A 13309-nucleotide genomic window follows, 5' to 3' on the forward strand; every position below is an offset into this window, starting at 1 on the left:
ACGGACGGCGAGCACCGCTTGACCACCGATGCCACGGGCCTCTCGCTCGCCGCCACCCCGACCGGCGGCAACCGCAACGGCGTCACCCGGCTCGTCCCGCTGTTCCAGGCAGACGGGAAGGTGCCACGACGCGCCACCGTTCCCATCAGGACCCGGTCGGGGGTGGGCCGGGGGAGACGGCGGAGCGCCGTGACACCGGTCACGGGGATGCTCGACGGATCAGGATGCGATGCTCGTGTCCGGGTCGAGTGCGGTGGTCCGGCCGCCCAGCACGTCGACCGCGCACCCGGAGGCGGGATCGCCGGGGTGCAGGAGACACGAGAGCGCGGTGGCCTGACGGAGCGTCTCGACGAGGTTTTGCCAGTCGAGCGCGGGTCTGGTGTCGGGGCGGCCGAGGAGCAGCGAGGCGTTCCACCGCATCCGGGGCACGCCGGGCAGGAGACGCAGCCCGCCGGCCTCCTGATGGGAGGCGGCGAGGGCCACGGGCAGCATGGCGCAGCCGAGGCCCGCCTGGGTGGCGGCTCGGACGCCCGCCATGGAGCCGAGTTCATGGATCTCGGGGGGACTGTCGGAGCGCAGCCGGAGGAATTCGGGGAGCCAGCGCTGAGAGGGGCAGTCCGGGTCCGCGATGACCACTTGGCGGGTGAGACCGCGGCGCCGTTGGCCGACGCTGGTGACGGGGACGAACTCGACCTCTTGGAGCCGCACTTCCGACAGCTCGTCGGGACGGTCGGTGTGCAGCTGGTCGGCTAACCGGACGACCGGCTCGTCGGCGCCGACGACCGTGAGCACCAGCGCGCCGTCGATCGCTCCGGACCGGAAGGCGTCGTGGACCTCGGCGGTCCCCATGACGCGCAGGGCGAGCTGGACGCCGGGGAGGAGCTGACGCCCGACGTGGGTCACCCGGGCGAGCTGCTGTCCGTACGCCAGGGCCGGGACGATGCCCACGGTGAGGCGCGGCGGGTTGACCACCGGTCGGCGCAGGGCGGTCTCCATCTCACCGACGAGCGTGAGGATCTGGCGCGCGTATTCACACAGGACAGTGCCGGCGCGGGTCAGCCGGACGCCGTTGGGGAGCCGCTCGAAGACCGGCTCCCCCACCTGTCTCTCCAGGGCCCGCATCTGCGCAGTGACACTGGACTGTGAGTACCCGAGGCGGCGTGCCGCCTGGGTGAAGGACCCGGTCAGGGTCACCTCACGGAAGGTCCGAAGGGTTCTTGCGTCGATGTCCACGTGAATTCCCCCCTGCCGCACGCAGGCGGCAGCTCCTCGCACCGGGTGGCTGGTCGGCCACCTGCTTCGATCGCCCCGGTCGGTCTGACAAGCCGCAGGGGTGCCGGACGCCTCATCGCGCCCGACACCCCTGGTCGGCCGCGAAGACTCTACTCGGCGAGGTGCGCCGGAACCATCGGAAAGTCCAAGTCCGGCTGCGCTACGTGATTGAAGAAGTTGGACAGCACGTTGAGCGCGACGTGGCCGACGATCTCGGCGATCTCCGCGTCGGTCACCCCGGCGGCGCGGGCGTCGGCGAGGGCCTCGTCGGTGACGCGGCCGCCGGTGGCCATGACGGCGCCGGCGAAGCGCAGTACCTGGTCCATGTGCGGGTCGCCGGCGTCGGCACCGCGGCGGGTGTCGAGCAGTTCCTCCTCGGTCAGTCCGACCTTGCCGCCGCGCAGGGTGTGCGCGGAGACGCAGTACGTGCAGTCGTTCCGCTGCGCGATGTAGAGCGCGAGCTGTTCACGCTGCCGGGCGCTGAAGCTGCCGCCGACGAGGGCCTCTCGCATGGCGAGGTAACCGCGGAGCGCGGCGGGGCCGTTGGCGAGCGCGGCGTAGAGGTTGGGCAGCTTGCCGAGCTGCTTGAGGGTGCCTTCGAGCAGCTCGCGCTGCTCCTCGTCGGCGGTCTCGACGGTCAGTTGGGGCAGGCGGGGCATGGAGCTCTCCTTGAGACGGACCAAGATGGAACCGATCGGTACCATCCAAACGGTACCGATCGGTTCCGTCGGATGCAACGGGAGGCCGCCGCTCCACTCCGGGAGGGGGGCACCGACACGGAACCGAGTGGTACCGTCTGGTATGGCCACGAACGCGAAAGAACGGCTCCTCGGCGCGGCGGAGCGTCTGTTCTACGAGGAGGGGATCCGGGCCGTCGGCATCGAGCGGATCCTGTCCGAGTCCGGAGTCGGCCGCGCCTCCTTCTACCGCCACTTCCCCAGCAAGGACGACGTGGTCGTCGAGGTCCTGCGGCGCCGCGACGACATGTGGCGCGCCTGGCTCGACGGCCGGATCGCGGTCAGCGAGCGCTCCCCGCAGGAGCTACCGCTCGCGCTCTTCGACGGCCTCGCGGAACGCTTCGCGGCGGCGTCGTTCCGGGGCTGCGCCTTCATCAACACGATGGTCGAGACCGCCGACCCCGACAGCCCGGCGCATCACGTCGCAGCCGAGCACAAGGAGAAGGTCATCGCGGTCCTGGACCGGCTGCTCAGCGACGGCGGCTACCGCGACCACGAGGCCCTGGCCCGCCAGTTCGCCCTGCTCGGCGACGGGGCGATCGTGACCGCCCTGCGCGAGGGCACGGCGGAGGCGGCGGTACGGGCCAGGAGCGTGGCGGAGGTCCTGCTGCGCACGGCGGACCGGGAACCGGTCGGCGCCTGACGTCCGGGACGCGTGCGCGTCCGTCAGTGCGGTCGGAGTTCGCCGTCGCGCGGGCTCAGGGCTTCGGGCGCAGTTCTGCCCGGCGCACCTTGCCCGAGCGGGTGCGGGGCAGGACGGCGACCACCTCGACGCCGCGCGGGACGAACACCGGCGCGAGCCGCTCCGCGGCGAGGGTCAGGAGTTCGGCCCGGACGCGCCCATGGCCCGCGGCACCCGACGCCGCCGCGTCCGACCGCAACTCCACGACCGCGTACGGCGCGAGACCGCCCTCCGGGTCCTCGCACGGCACCACCGCCGCGTCGGCCACCTCCGGGTGGGCGCGCAGGACCGCCTCGATCTCCATCGGGGAGACCCGGTGACCGTACGACTTGAAGACCTCGTCCATCCGGCCGAGCAGCCGGATCGAACCGTCCGCGCACCGCTCACCCCTGTCACCCGTCCGGTACAGACCGTCGACGAAGGCCTCCGCCGTGCGGTCGGGAAGCCCCGCGTAGCCGAGCATCAGGCCGGGCGGACGGTCCGTCAGGTCCACGCAGACCTCCCCGCTGTCGGCCCGCTCCCCCGTCTCCGGATCGCGCAGCACGATCGGGTACCCGGGGAGCGGGTGCCCGAGCGGGGCGAGCGGCTCCGGGGTGCCGGGGGCGCGGCCGATGAGTGCGGTCGCCTCGGTCTGACCGTAGCCGTCCCGCACCCGTACCCCCCACGCCGTCTCGATCCGCTCCACCGTCTCGGCCGTCAGGGGCTCCCCCGCCGCCGTCGCCTCACGCAGCCGGGGGGCGTCCGCGCCGCCGGTGGCGTGGGGCAGCAGGGCCCGCCAAGCGCTGGGGGGCGCGCAGAAGCTGGTGACGCGGTGGGTGGCGAGGACTCCGGGCAGCGCCGCGGCCGGGAGGCCGCCGTCCGGGGGCGCGAGGACCGTGGCCTCCGCCGCCCAGGGCACGAAGAAGCTGGACCAGGAGTGCTTGGCCCAGCCGGGTGCGGAGAGGTTGAGGTGACGGTCGCCGGGCCGCAGTCCGCTCCAGTACAGGCTGGACAGGTGCCCGATGCCGTACCCCGCGTGGCTGTGCTCGACGAGCTTGGGCAGCGAGGTCGTGCCGGAGGTGAAGTAGCAGAAGGAGGGATCGGCGGCACGGGTGGGCCCGTCCGGGACGAATCGGGGCCGCCCGGCCGCGCGGGTGTCAGGGTACGGGACCCAGCCCGCCCGGTCCGCGCCCGGCGCCATCCGGATCCCCGGCACCGGCAGCCCGTCGAGGAGGCCGACGAGTCCGGGTGCGCCGATCACGTGCCGGACGGCGCCCCGGGTGATCCGGTCGGCCGCCTCGGCGCGGGTCAGGTCCTGGTAGCCGGGGACGACGACCGCGCCGAGCTTGATGCAGCCGAGCAGGGTCTCCCAGAGTTCGGCCCGGGTGCCGAGGAGGATCAGGACGCGGTCCCCGGGGACGACCCCGTGGTCGCGCAGTGCCTCCGCCAACGCGTCGGACCGCGCCGCGAGTTCGGCGAACGAGACACGGTCGACGACGGGGACGACGCCGTCCGGGGCCGGATGTCCGAGGATTTCGAGGGCCGGCCGGCCGTTGCCCTCGGCGATGACGTCGAACCAGTCGAGGGCCCAGTTGAAGTGCTCGGCCCGCGGCCACCGGAAGGCGGCACAGGCCGCCTCGCGGTCGCCGCGCAGCCGCAGCAGCAGGTCCCGCGCGGCCCGGTACTCCTCGTGGGCGGGCGTACGGCCGGAGCTCACACCCCACCTCCGGCCAGCGCCTCGGCGATGGCGTCCGCGTCGCGGGTGAAGGAGCCCCAGGGGCCGGGCCGGCCGCTGCCCACCTGGGTGAACCAGCGGGTGCACTCGGTCGGGATGCCGAGCACGTGGGTGGTGGTGTCCACCGTGCCGTCCGCCCGGACCGGGTGGAACGGCGAGTCGGTGCAGTCCAGGCCACCGGTGGCGAACTCCCCTTCGCCGTCTCCGGTGTTGGTGAAGGTGCGGATCTCGCCGTCCGCCATCAGTCCCCGCAGCAGCGGGTTCCGGTCGGCCGTCAGGTCGGTGCCGGGCACCCGGGCGTCCACGACGACGTCCAGCGGCACCCAGGAGTTCTCCACCTGCGTCGACTCCACCGTGAACCGCCTTTCGACGGGATCGGTCCCGAAGCGGGCACCGGGGCCGACCGGTTCGAGGATCCCGGCCGCGAGCAGCGCGAGGAACTGCTCGGAGCGCAGTTGCGGCGGTCCGGTCGAGACCATCGCCGCGACCGGGCCGAACTCGGCGAGGAACCAGCGGTGCGACGCGGGGGTCAGCCCGCCGAAGTCGACCACGGTACGGATCGTCTGTCGGACGTCCCGCAGGACGTCGGCCGCCGCCTTCAGGGGACCGTCGACATTGCCCTGGCGCGCCTCGAAGAGGTCGGCGCGCAACCATTCCGTGAGCACCTTGTGGTACTCGGCCGGGGAGCCGAAGCGCCGCTCGCCGAACGGACGGGCGAGCACGTCGAGGCCGGTGAGCGGCCGGGAGTCGATCCGGTACGCGGCGGCGAGCCGCTCCAGGAGGCGAGGGTCGGGCCGGTCCGCGAGGGCCTGCGCACCGCGCTCGGTGAAGTCGTCGGCCGCTTCGGAGCCGTGGACCTGGCGGATCCGGGTGGCGAGGAGGACGAGGTTGACCTCCGCGAGCAGCCAGGGCAGGACCTCGTGCTCGAAGTCGAGCGGCGCCTCCTCGGCGCGGAGCGCGGCCATCCGCTCGGCGGTGAAGAGCCGCGCCCGGTAGCGGTGGGCGGAGCACTTCTGGTTGACGCCCCGGGTGAGCAGGGGCACGCCTCCGCGCGACCCGGCGTGGATGCGGGGCTCCTTGCCGCTCGGCAGGTAGAGCAGGCCGTCGCAGCCCTCGGTGAAGGTGCCGCCGCGGCCGAGGGTGAGCTCGGCGAGGACGTCGTAGAAGGTGAGCCCCATGCCGAGGACGCCGACCCGCGCGCCCGCCGGGATCTCGGCGAGCGGCATCTCGTTCGCGGAGCCGCCGGCGATGTACCGGACGGGACGGGCCGGCGTGCTGTGGTCACGGGCGAACCGCTTCCAGACGCGCTGGTCCGCGTCGAGTTCGTTGACCGGGTGTCCGGTGGCGAGGACCATCCGGTCGACGGTGAGGACGTCACCGCGATCCAGTCTCAGCCGGTGGCCGGCGACGTCCCGCCCGTCCTCGTCCCGGGCGCGGTCGGCGCAGATCACCCGGGCGGGGACGCGGTGGACGGTGAGCGCGGACGGCAGGGTCTCCTCGATCCGCCGCATGACGTACGTCAGGTAGCGGCCGTAGACGGCGCGCGGCGCGTAGCCTTCCGGATCCGCGCCTGCCGGATCGTCCTCGGCCCACCACTCGCCGAGGCTCGGTCCGGCGCCGGGCCGGTGCGGCCCGGCGTCGGCGGGTCCGGAGAACATGGTGACCTCCTTGGCCGGCGTGTTCATCAGGAACCAGGACGACTGGTCCGTCCGCCAGATCCGCCCGGCCCCCGCCTCGTACGGATCCACCGCGAACACCTCGATCGGCCGCGCGGGCGGCCGCGCGGCGCACCGGGCCGCGAGCCGCTCCAGTACGGAGAGGCCGCGCGGGCCCATGCCGACGAACGCGATCCGCAGCGGCGCCGCGGGCGGAGCCGGGAGGTCGCGGGACGCCGGCTCCGGCGGCGGGTCCGTCGCCGCCGCCCGGTCGTGCTCACGGGCGACCCGGCCGAGCATGCCGGAGAGCTGGCGTGAGGTCATCGGAACGGTCCTCCTGCTGGTGGTGAGCAGCGGCAACGCGCCCAGGTCCGTCCACTGCAGGCGCCCGTCCGGTGTGAGGGTGGACCGGACGGCGCCCCGGTTGTCGGGGTGCAGGCAGAACGGCACATCGAGGAGGCCCCGGTCGAAGGCCTTCAGAAGGGCGACGCCGAGGTCGTCGGAGAGCGCGAGGACCCCGGTGACCAGGGCCCGGGCCTCGGCGAGGATCTCCTCGGCGTCCGCCGCGGAGCCCCCGGCCTCCTGGTGCGGGCCGCGCGGGACGGTGCGGGCCGCGTCGGCGGCGATCCGCAGGGCGGTCAGGTTCTCCTCGACGGTCGGGATGCGGTGCGCCTCGGTCTCGGTCTTCACGATGAGGCGCTGCGCCCCGCCCCGTACGGCGAGTTCGGCGCTGCGGCGCAGCAGCAGTCGGGCGCCGGGCACGGTCCTCGGGTACACGCCCATGTACGTGTAGAGCACGATGTGACGGTCGACGGACGGCGGCAGGAACTCGTCGGCGAGCAGCCGCAGGGCGGTGAGCGCACCGGTGTCCTGGGCGGGGTGGGTCTGCTGGGCGTAGCTGAGCGACACGCTGGTGGCGCCGTTGGCCGCGAAGAACAGGCACTCCAGGACCGAGACGGCGACGAGGAGCGAGGGCGGGCAGAGCTGTCCCAGGAGGCAGCCGCCGAAGGATTCGAGGTGGGCCCGGCGGCCGTGCGCGCGGCTCTCCTCGGTGAGGAACTGGACGGAGTCACGCCAGGCGGCGACGGATTCGGCCAGCGGGGTGCGTCCGTAGGGCAGGCAGTACGAGACGGGGCCGCCCTCGGAGGCGGCGAGTCCGGCGGCGGCCATGGTGCGGAAGATGGCCATCGGGTCGGCGGAGCCGTGCCGGACCTGGACGGGTGAGGCGCGTCCGGCCGCGGCGGCGACCCGCGCGGTGGTCTTGGGGCCGTGGCTGACCAACGGGAACCCGTTGAGGGGCCGGCCCTCCCGGAGGGCGGCGGTGGCGGCGGCGTGGTCGCCCACGCGGGTGTAGCTGTCGATGGTGAGGGTGGCGACGGTTCGTTCGGGCAGCGCGGCGACGGCGGCGACTCCACCGGCCATGTCCTCGGGTCCGACCATGCCCATCCGGGGCTGGACGACCAGTTCGCCGACCTCTGCCGACTCCTGGACGAAGGCTCCGAGATCGCCGGGGGCGTGCGGGGACGGGGCGGAGGTCGTCAAGCCGCGGCCCGCCCGGTACACGCGCCGCCGAGGTCCGCGAGCCGGCTCAGCAGGGCGGTGGGCGGGGTCCCGTCCGCGTACACCTCGTCGTATCCGGCGTCGAGGAGCTCGGCGGTACGGGCGGCGGCGCCCTCGGGCGAGATGCCGAGGAGGCCGCCGATGACCATCGGGACGGAGCGGGTCGTGCGGTCGGCGCGCAGGGCTCGGGCGGCGCGCAGCCCGTCCTGGTGGCCGTGGCCGTTGACGGAGGAGAGCACGACCAGGTCGGGCCTGGTCATCCGGGCCGTGTCGACGAGCAGCTGCTCGGGGACGCAGGGGCCCAGGTTGAGCACCGAGTGTCCGTGCTCCTCCAGGAAGAGCTGGAGGTGGACGAGGTTCCAGGTGTGCGCGTCGGAGGAACCGGTGGTGAGCAGGACCCGGCGGGAGGGCTCGGGACTGCGCAGGGGCTGGGGCCGTGCGGACGGGGTCATGGCGTCTCTCTCCGGAAGGGTGCGGGCGGGTGGGCGTACGGAAGGGCCCCGTACGGGCCGGGCCCGCGCTCGTGCACGGGCCGCATCGGACCGGCCGGGCGGTACACGGGCGCGTGTGGAGACGACCGGGCCCGGACGGGGCGCGGGCCGGGCCGCCGAGTGGTGCGGGGCGTACCCGGCCGGCTGCGTGGGCCTCGGCCGCCGGGCCCGGCGGCCCCGGTGTCGTACCGGGTCAGACCGACGGTGTCCCGGCCCCGACGCCGATGGTGATCTCGCCGGCCTCGGGGGACCGCGGCGCCGCGGGGCGGGCGCGGACGGCGAGGACGGTGCAGCCCTCGGCGCTGGACATCTGGTGCCGGGTGCCGGGCTCCTCGACGACGAGGTCGCCGCGGTGGAAGCGGCGCCCGTCGCTGTGGTCCAGGGTGCCGTCGAGGACGAGCATCAGCTCGTGGCCCAGGTGCTCGTGGAAGTCGCCGTGCGCGCCGGGCGGGAAGCGCAGCAGCAGGGAGGCGGAGTCCTCGCCCTCGGCGGGATCGGGGCCCCACAGGACGACGTACTCGACGCCGACGCGGCCGGGTTCCGTCCAGGGCACCCAGGGGAGGTCGTTCTGGTCGAATCCGTTACGGAGCACGTCGCGGAAGACGGTGACGTCAGGCATGGGCGCGGACCTCCGATGCTGCGTCGCGCTGGGCGACGATGGACGGGATGCCGTCGGGGCCCCAGGGCTCGGGGCCGTTGACGATGGGGGCGCCGATGAGGGAGCCGAACTCGCGCCAGGCGCCGTCGTAGTTGCGAATGCCGGGAAGTCCGAGGAGTTCGTGCAGGACGAACCAGCTGTGCGCGGAGCGCCAGCCGACCCGGCAGTAGACGACGGTCGGCACGTCGGTGCGGACGTCGGCGTAGGCGCGGGTGAGTTCCTCGTCGTCGCGGAAGGTGCCGTCGGGGTGGACGGCGGTGTGCCAGGGGATGTGTTCGGCGGACAGGGCGTGCCCGCAGCGCACGCCGAGGTCCTCGGGCACGCCGGGCGGAGTGTTGCTCTGCCCGAGGTACTCCTCCAGGGAACGGACGTCGAGGAGCTGGTGACGTCCGATGTGGTCGAGCACGTCCTCACGACGGGCGCGGATCGTCTCGTCGACGGACGGCACGGGGTAGGTGGTCGCCGGACGTTCGGGCGCGTCCCGGGTGAGCGGGGCGCCGAGTGCCTCCCAGCGGAGCCGTCCGCCGTCGAGGATCCGCAGCTCCCGGTGGCCGTACAGCCGGAACTGCCAGTATCCGGCGGTGGCCCACCAGTTGTTGTTGCCGCTGAGGAGGACGACGGTGTGGCCGGCGGTGATGCCGTGGCGGCCGAGGAGTCCGGCGAAGGCCTCGGGGCCGATGACGTCCCGGCGCACCGGGTCCTGGAGGTCGCCGGTCCAGTCCAGGCGGACGGAACCGGGGATCCGGCCCAGGGTGCTGCCGCCGTCGGTGATCTCGACGAGGACCGTGTTCTCGTCCCCGGCCGCGGGGTCACGCAGCTTTTCGATGATCTGCTCGCAGCTCACGAGCAGTCGGTCTCGGTTCACGGGCGCTCCGTTGGGTGTCGTTACGCGGAGGTGCGGGCGGACGGGAAGAGGGGCGGCGCCGGGGCCGGTGGGTCACCACCAGTACGTCGGGTACTTGCCGATCACACCGAGGCGGGAGGCGAGCACGCCCACGAGGACGAGAAGGGCACTGCCGACGGCAAGCAGGACGAGGAAGCGCAGCGGGGCGGGGTCCTGGAGGACGGCGAGGACGGCGGTGGCGGCGGCGGGGGCGTGGACGGCCCGCAGCAGCAGCATGAGGCCTACGCTGAGGCCGGCTGCGACGGCGGCCACCCAGAGGGAGGAGCCGAACAGGACGACGGCGGCGAGCCCGAGGACGCCGGAGCCGAGCTGGCCGAGCATGACGCCCCGGGGCTGTGCCGGGGGCAGCAGGGGGGAGCTGCAGATGATCATGGCTGTGGCGGCCAGGGGGGCGATCATCAGGAGCTGGCCGGTGGCCTTGCCGAGGGCGACCAGGACCACGAGGGACACTACGGTGACGAGGGTTCCGAGGGCGGCGGGCCGGCTGCCGGGGAAGGGCGGGGCGCCGCCCGCCCAGCGGCTGCGGACGGGCGGGGTCGCCGCGCCCTCGGGGGTCTGGGTCTGGTTGCTCACGGTGGTCTCTCCTCGGCAAGGCGGTGCGGGTGGGCGGACGGTGGTTGCTCGCCGCCGACCGGGTCGGGGTGGCGGTGCTCGCCCGGGGGTCCGGTCCGGGCGGCGGCGGGCGCCGCCCGGACGGGTGGGTGACGGCGGGGGCTGATCAGCGGTGGGTGCCGCCGAAGTAGCGCATGGCCTGGCGGTGCACGACCTTGCCGATGCGGTGGCCCATCTCGATGCCGGGCTCGTTGTCGAAGCTCCAGTGCATGCCGCCGTAGACGCGGGAGATACCGGCCTGCCGGGCGGCCTCGCTGAAGGTGGGCCAGTGCAGCACGACGTCGGTGCGCGGGGTGAGGCCGGGCTCGACGGTGGAGGCGCCCGCCTTGAAGCGGTACGAGTCGCCGAAGGAGTCCGAGCCGGTGAAGCGGCGCAGGAACTCGGAGGCGGCGCCGGAGAAGGTGCTGTGACCGGAGACGGTGGCCGGGAACGGCGGGACGGCCACGTATGCCTGCCAGTCGACGCCGTCCATGGTGACGGTGCCCCGGCCGGGTCCGCCCCAGGCGCGAATCTGCCGGCCTCGCCGGTCGAAGGGGATCAGGGTGGAGGGCCGTGCGAAGTCGTAGTCGCGCTTGACCGCCCAGGAGCCGATGGCGGCGTCGCACTCGGCCATGTTGAGGCCGAAGAATATCTGCGCGTCCTCGTCGACGCCGTGGCCGTCACGGGCGGAGACGTACCGTCCCCACATCTGCTGGGCGCCGGGAGGGGTGACGTCGTCGTTGAGCCAGAACTCGGCGATGGCCTTCTGCTCATCGGTCAGGTTGGCGCTGATGTCGAGGAGTTCCTCGATGGCGGCCGTCAGCCGGACGGAGGGGTAGGCGGGCGGGGCGGGGACCGTGAACTGGTCGGGGGTGCTCAGGGCGAAGGGCTTCATCACCGCGAACTGCGGAGTCAGGTAGCGCTGCGTCTTGCCGCCCACGATGAGCGGGGTCCAGTGGGCCGGGTCCGTGACCGTCGCCGGGTCGAAGGCGCCGGCGATCTGGGGCGCGTTGAGCGGCTGGTAACCGGTGGTGTCGGTGTACGCGGGGGTGCCGAGCTGGTTGGCGCCGTCGTCGTGCCGGTAGTCGAGGACCGCCTGCGCGGTGCGGCGGCCGATCCAGGCGGGACTGTTGCGACGGGGGTTCACGAGCTCGGGGTCGTGGCCGAGGCTGCGCAGCATGTTGTCGATGGCGACCTTGTACTCGGGGTACAGGTCGAGCATGGCGAGGTGGGCCGCGTAGCTGATGGCCTCGTTCTTGTTGTCGAGAGTCCGCTCGGAACGGGGCCGGCGCAGCGCGCCGCCGAAACGGGTGCCGACGGCGCAGCGGTCGTAACACGCCCAGGCGTCGTAGATCGCGTTGTGGATGATCGCGAGGGCACGGGCGTTCACGGTGGCAGGGCCGAAGCGGTTGCCCGCGGCCTGGTAGCGGCCGAGGATCGCGTCCATCGCGGCCTGGTTCCAGCGGATGACGACACTGGAGTCGGGGACGGCGCCGGGAGCACGGCGGCCGGTACGGGTCTCCGCCTCGAAGCTGGTGGGAACGGCCCATGCCGGAGTGCCGGGCAGAGCGAGCGCCCCGGCCGCCGCGACGGAGGTGGTGAGCACCCGGCGCCGGGTGAGTGCGGTGCGGGCCGCGTGGCTCGTGAGGGAGGCGGTGGCAGCGGGTCGGTGGGACATCCGTGGATTCCTTCGCAGGGTGCCGGGAGTAAAGGGACGCGGTCCGGGTCTATGGATCAAACGCAAACTCGAACAGCGCTCAGGCTGGCGAGAATTGATCGAGTCCGGCAACGCCCGATCGACTTCTTCCATCGCCGGTATGCAAGGAAGCGATGGGCATCGCGGAGGTGCTCGGGGCGTGGTTAGCGTGGCTTCACGGTGTCCGACCCTCCTGCCGTGTTTTCGGCGCGATCCGAGCGGTCCGCCGCCCGGCTCCGCCCCACTCGGCCTCGATCCGCCCCGCCCGGCCCCGCCCGGCCCCCGCGTCGACTCGTGATGGAGATGCCCGCGCATGACCGTTTCCTCTCGGGTGGCACCCGCCGCCTCGACCCCTCCCCCGCAGCCCCTCGCGCCCGGGGCTGCCGACTCCCCGGCCGCTGGCGCGCCGACTCCACTCGGCCGCTTCGACCGGCTCGCACCACGCCTTCACCACTTCGGTCTGGGAGCGCTCCGTACCGGTCTCGGCGGCGTTTTCGTCTGGTTCGGGGCGCTCAAGGCCATCGGGCTCAGCCCTGCGGCCGCGCTCGTCGTAGCGGTCCTGCCGTTCCCCGCGGGAAGCTGGTTCGTGCCCGCGCTCGGCTGGGGCGAGATGGTGCTCGGCCTCTGGCTGGTGTCGGGCCGCATCCGCGCGGTGGCCCTGCCGGTGCTCGCCGCGCACCTCTGCGGCACCTTCGCGGTGCTCGCGCTCACGCCGTCGGTGGCGTTCGCCCACACCAACCCGCTGCTGCTCACGCTGGTGGGTGAGTTCGTCGTCAAGAACGTGGTGCTGCTCGCGGGAGTAGTGGTGGTGACGACCACCCCGGCCCGTGAGGATGCGGCCCAGCTCTCACCCGAAAAGTCCTAAGAGGCGGCTTTTCATCCGGATGTCGCCGGACGGCAGGCACCGTCACCGCCGTGACAACCACCATCCAGCTCCTGGCCACGCTTGCGCGCCTCCGCCGTGCGACCCCTCACGACGCCCTGGCCTGCCGGTTCGGCGTCGGCCGCCCCGCCATCACCCGGGCGATCGGCGCAGTGCGGCCGCTGCTCGCCGAGCGGGGCCGCGCCGTCGCCGACGGCATCCGGCTCCGCACCCGCGCCGGGGTCGTCGACCGCCCTGGCGCCAGCGGACAGACCGGGACCGTCGACGGCGCCGGATCCGCGCCCGCAGGCCCACTGCCGGCCGAAAGGACCGGGACGAGTTCGTCTCCGGCAAGAACAAGCAGAACGCCGTCAAGGCCATGGTCCTCGCCGGCGCCACCGCCGTTCCGGCCCGGACAACGGGGCGGGGGACAGCGCCGGTGGCGGACCGGAAGGTGTTCACGGCGGTGGTCCACGTGCTGACCGGC

Annotated in this window: 12 protein-coding genes; 3 read left to right on the forward strand and 9 right to left on the reverse strand. The window is 73.6% G+C overall.

Features of this window, described 5'->3' with window-relative positions; translation table 11 throughout:
• Positions 1–219: 219 nt before the first annotated feature.
• Complete coding sequence (locus ACIP5O_RS09060) at positions 220–1275, reverse strand: LysR family transcriptional regulator (RefSeq protein WP_401290407.1); 1056 nt, start codon at positions 1273–1275, stop codon at positions 220–222.
• 107 nt (positions 1276–1382) lie between these two features.
• Complete coding sequence (locus tag ACIP5O_RS09065; protein ID WP_356541933.1) at positions 1383–1931, reverse strand: carboxymuconolactone decarboxylase family protein; 549 nt, start codon at positions 1929–1931, stop codon at positions 1383–1385.
• A 142-nt stretch (positions 1932–2073) separates the two neighbouring features.
• On the opposite strand from ACIP5O_RS09065, the gene ACIP5O_RS09070 reads away from it, so the two are divergent.
• Positions 2074–2652 carry a TetR/AcrR family transcriptional regulator gene (locus ACIP5O_RS09070; RefSeq protein WP_401290411.1) on the forward strand — a complete coding sequence of 193 codons (579 nt, stop codon included), beginning with the start codon at positions 2074–2076 and terminating at the stop codon, positions 2650–2652.
• A gap of 55 nt (positions 2653–2707) precedes the next feature.
• On the opposite strand, the gene ACIP5O_RS09075 is transcribed toward ACIP5O_RS09070, so the two are convergent.
• From ACIP5O_RS09075 to ACIP5O_RS09105, 7 genes are all read right to left on the reverse strand, one after another.
• A complete protein-coding gene (locus ACIP5O_RS09075) occupies positions 2708–4387 on the reverse strand; it encodes an acyl-CoA synthetase (protein WP_401290413.1) in 1680 nt (559 codons plus the stop codon).
• Positions 4384–7602 carry an FAD/NAD(P)-binding protein gene (locus ACIP5O_RS09080; protein WP_401290416.1) on the reverse strand — a complete coding sequence of 1073 codons (3219 nt, stop codon included), beginning with the start codon at positions 7600–7602 and terminating at the stop codon, positions 4384–4386. The genes ACIP5O_RS09075 and ACIP5O_RS09080 overlap by 4 nt, the downstream gene beginning before the upstream one ends.
• Complete coding sequence (locus ACIP5O_RS09085; protein ID WP_356541941.1) at positions 7599–8072, reverse strand: cobalamin-dependent protein; 474 nt, start codon at positions 8070–8072, stop codon at positions 7599–7601. The genes ACIP5O_RS09080 and ACIP5O_RS09085 overlap by 4 nt, the downstream gene beginning before the upstream one ends.
• Before the next feature lie 232 nt (positions 8073–8304).
• Positions 8305–8730 (reverse strand): cupin domain-containing protein, encoded by a 426-nt coding sequence (locus ACIP5O_RS09090; protein WP_401290420.1) that lies wholly within the window; start codon positions 8728–8730, stop codon positions 8305–8307.
• A complete protein-coding gene (locus ACIP5O_RS09095) occupies positions 8723–9634 on the reverse strand; it encodes a sulfurtransferase (protein ID WP_356541944.1) in 912 nt (303 codons plus the stop codon). Before ACIP5O_RS09095 ends, ACIP5O_RS09090 begins: the two co-directional genes overlap by 8 nt.
• A gap of 72 nt (positions 9635–9706) precedes the next feature.
• Positions 9707–10246: an HPP family protein gene (locus ACIP5O_RS09100; protein WP_401290423.1), complete on the reverse strand. Its 540-nt coding sequence runs from the start codon at positions 10244–10246 to the stop codon at positions 9707–9709.
• Positions 10247–10391: 145 nt separating this feature from the next.
• Positions 10392–11942, reverse strand: coding sequence for a vanadium-dependent haloperoxidase (locus tag ACIP5O_RS09105; RefSeq protein WP_401290426.1), 1551 nt, complete (start codon positions 11940–11942; stop codon positions 10392–10394).
• A 331-nt stretch (positions 11943–12273) separates the two neighbouring features.
• On the opposite strand from ACIP5O_RS09105, the gene ACIP5O_RS09110 reads away from it, so the two are divergent.
• Together ACIP5O_RS09110 and ACIP5O_RS09115 are read left to right on the forward strand one after the other, a co-directional pair.
• Positions 12274–12825, forward strand: coding sequence for a hypothetical protein (locus ACIP5O_RS09110; protein ID WP_401290428.1), 552 nt, complete (start codon positions 12274–12276; stop codon positions 12823–12825).
• 50 nt (positions 12826–12875) lie between these two features.
• Complete coding sequence (locus tag ACIP5O_RS09115) at positions 12876–13304, forward strand: transposase family protein (protein WP_401290431.1); 429 nt, start codon at positions 12876–12878, stop codon at positions 13302–13304.
• Positions 13305–13309 lie beyond the last annotated feature (5 nt).

Origin of the sequence: Streptomyces sp. NPDC088915 (assembly GCF_044749825.1) — a bacterium.
In the GTDB taxonomy this organism is placed as follows: Bacteria; Actinomycetota; Actinomycetes; order Streptomycetales; family Streptomycetaceae; genus Streptomyces.

Bases quoted from the DNA above. Each gene is read 5' to 3' on its own strand.
- ACIP5O_RS09065 (WP_356541933.1), bottom strand. From the start codon at position 1,931: ATGCCCCGCCTGCCCCAACTGACCGTCGAGACCGCCGACGAGGAGCAG.
- ACIP5O_RS09070 (WP_401290411.1), top strand. From the start codon at position 2,074: ATGGCCACGAACGCGAAAGAACGGCTCCTCGGCGCGGCGGAGCGTCTG.
- ACIP5O_RS09085 (WP_356541941.1), bottom strand. From the start codon at position 8,072: ATGACCCCGTCCGCACGGCCCCAGCCCCTGCGCAGTCCCGAGCCCTCC.
- ACIP5O_RS09090 (WP_401290420.1), bottom strand. From the start codon at position 8,730: ATGCCTGACGTCACCGTCTTCCGCGACGTGCTCCGTAACGGATTCGAC.
- ACIP5O_RS09105 (WP_401290426.1), bottom strand. From the start codon at position 11,942: ATGTCCCACCGACCCGCTGCCACCGCCTCCCTCACGAGCCACGCGGCC.
- ACIP5O_RS09110 (WP_401290428.1), top strand. From the start codon at position 12,274: ATGACCGTTTCCTCTCGGGTGGCACCCGCCGCCTCGACCCCTCCCCCG.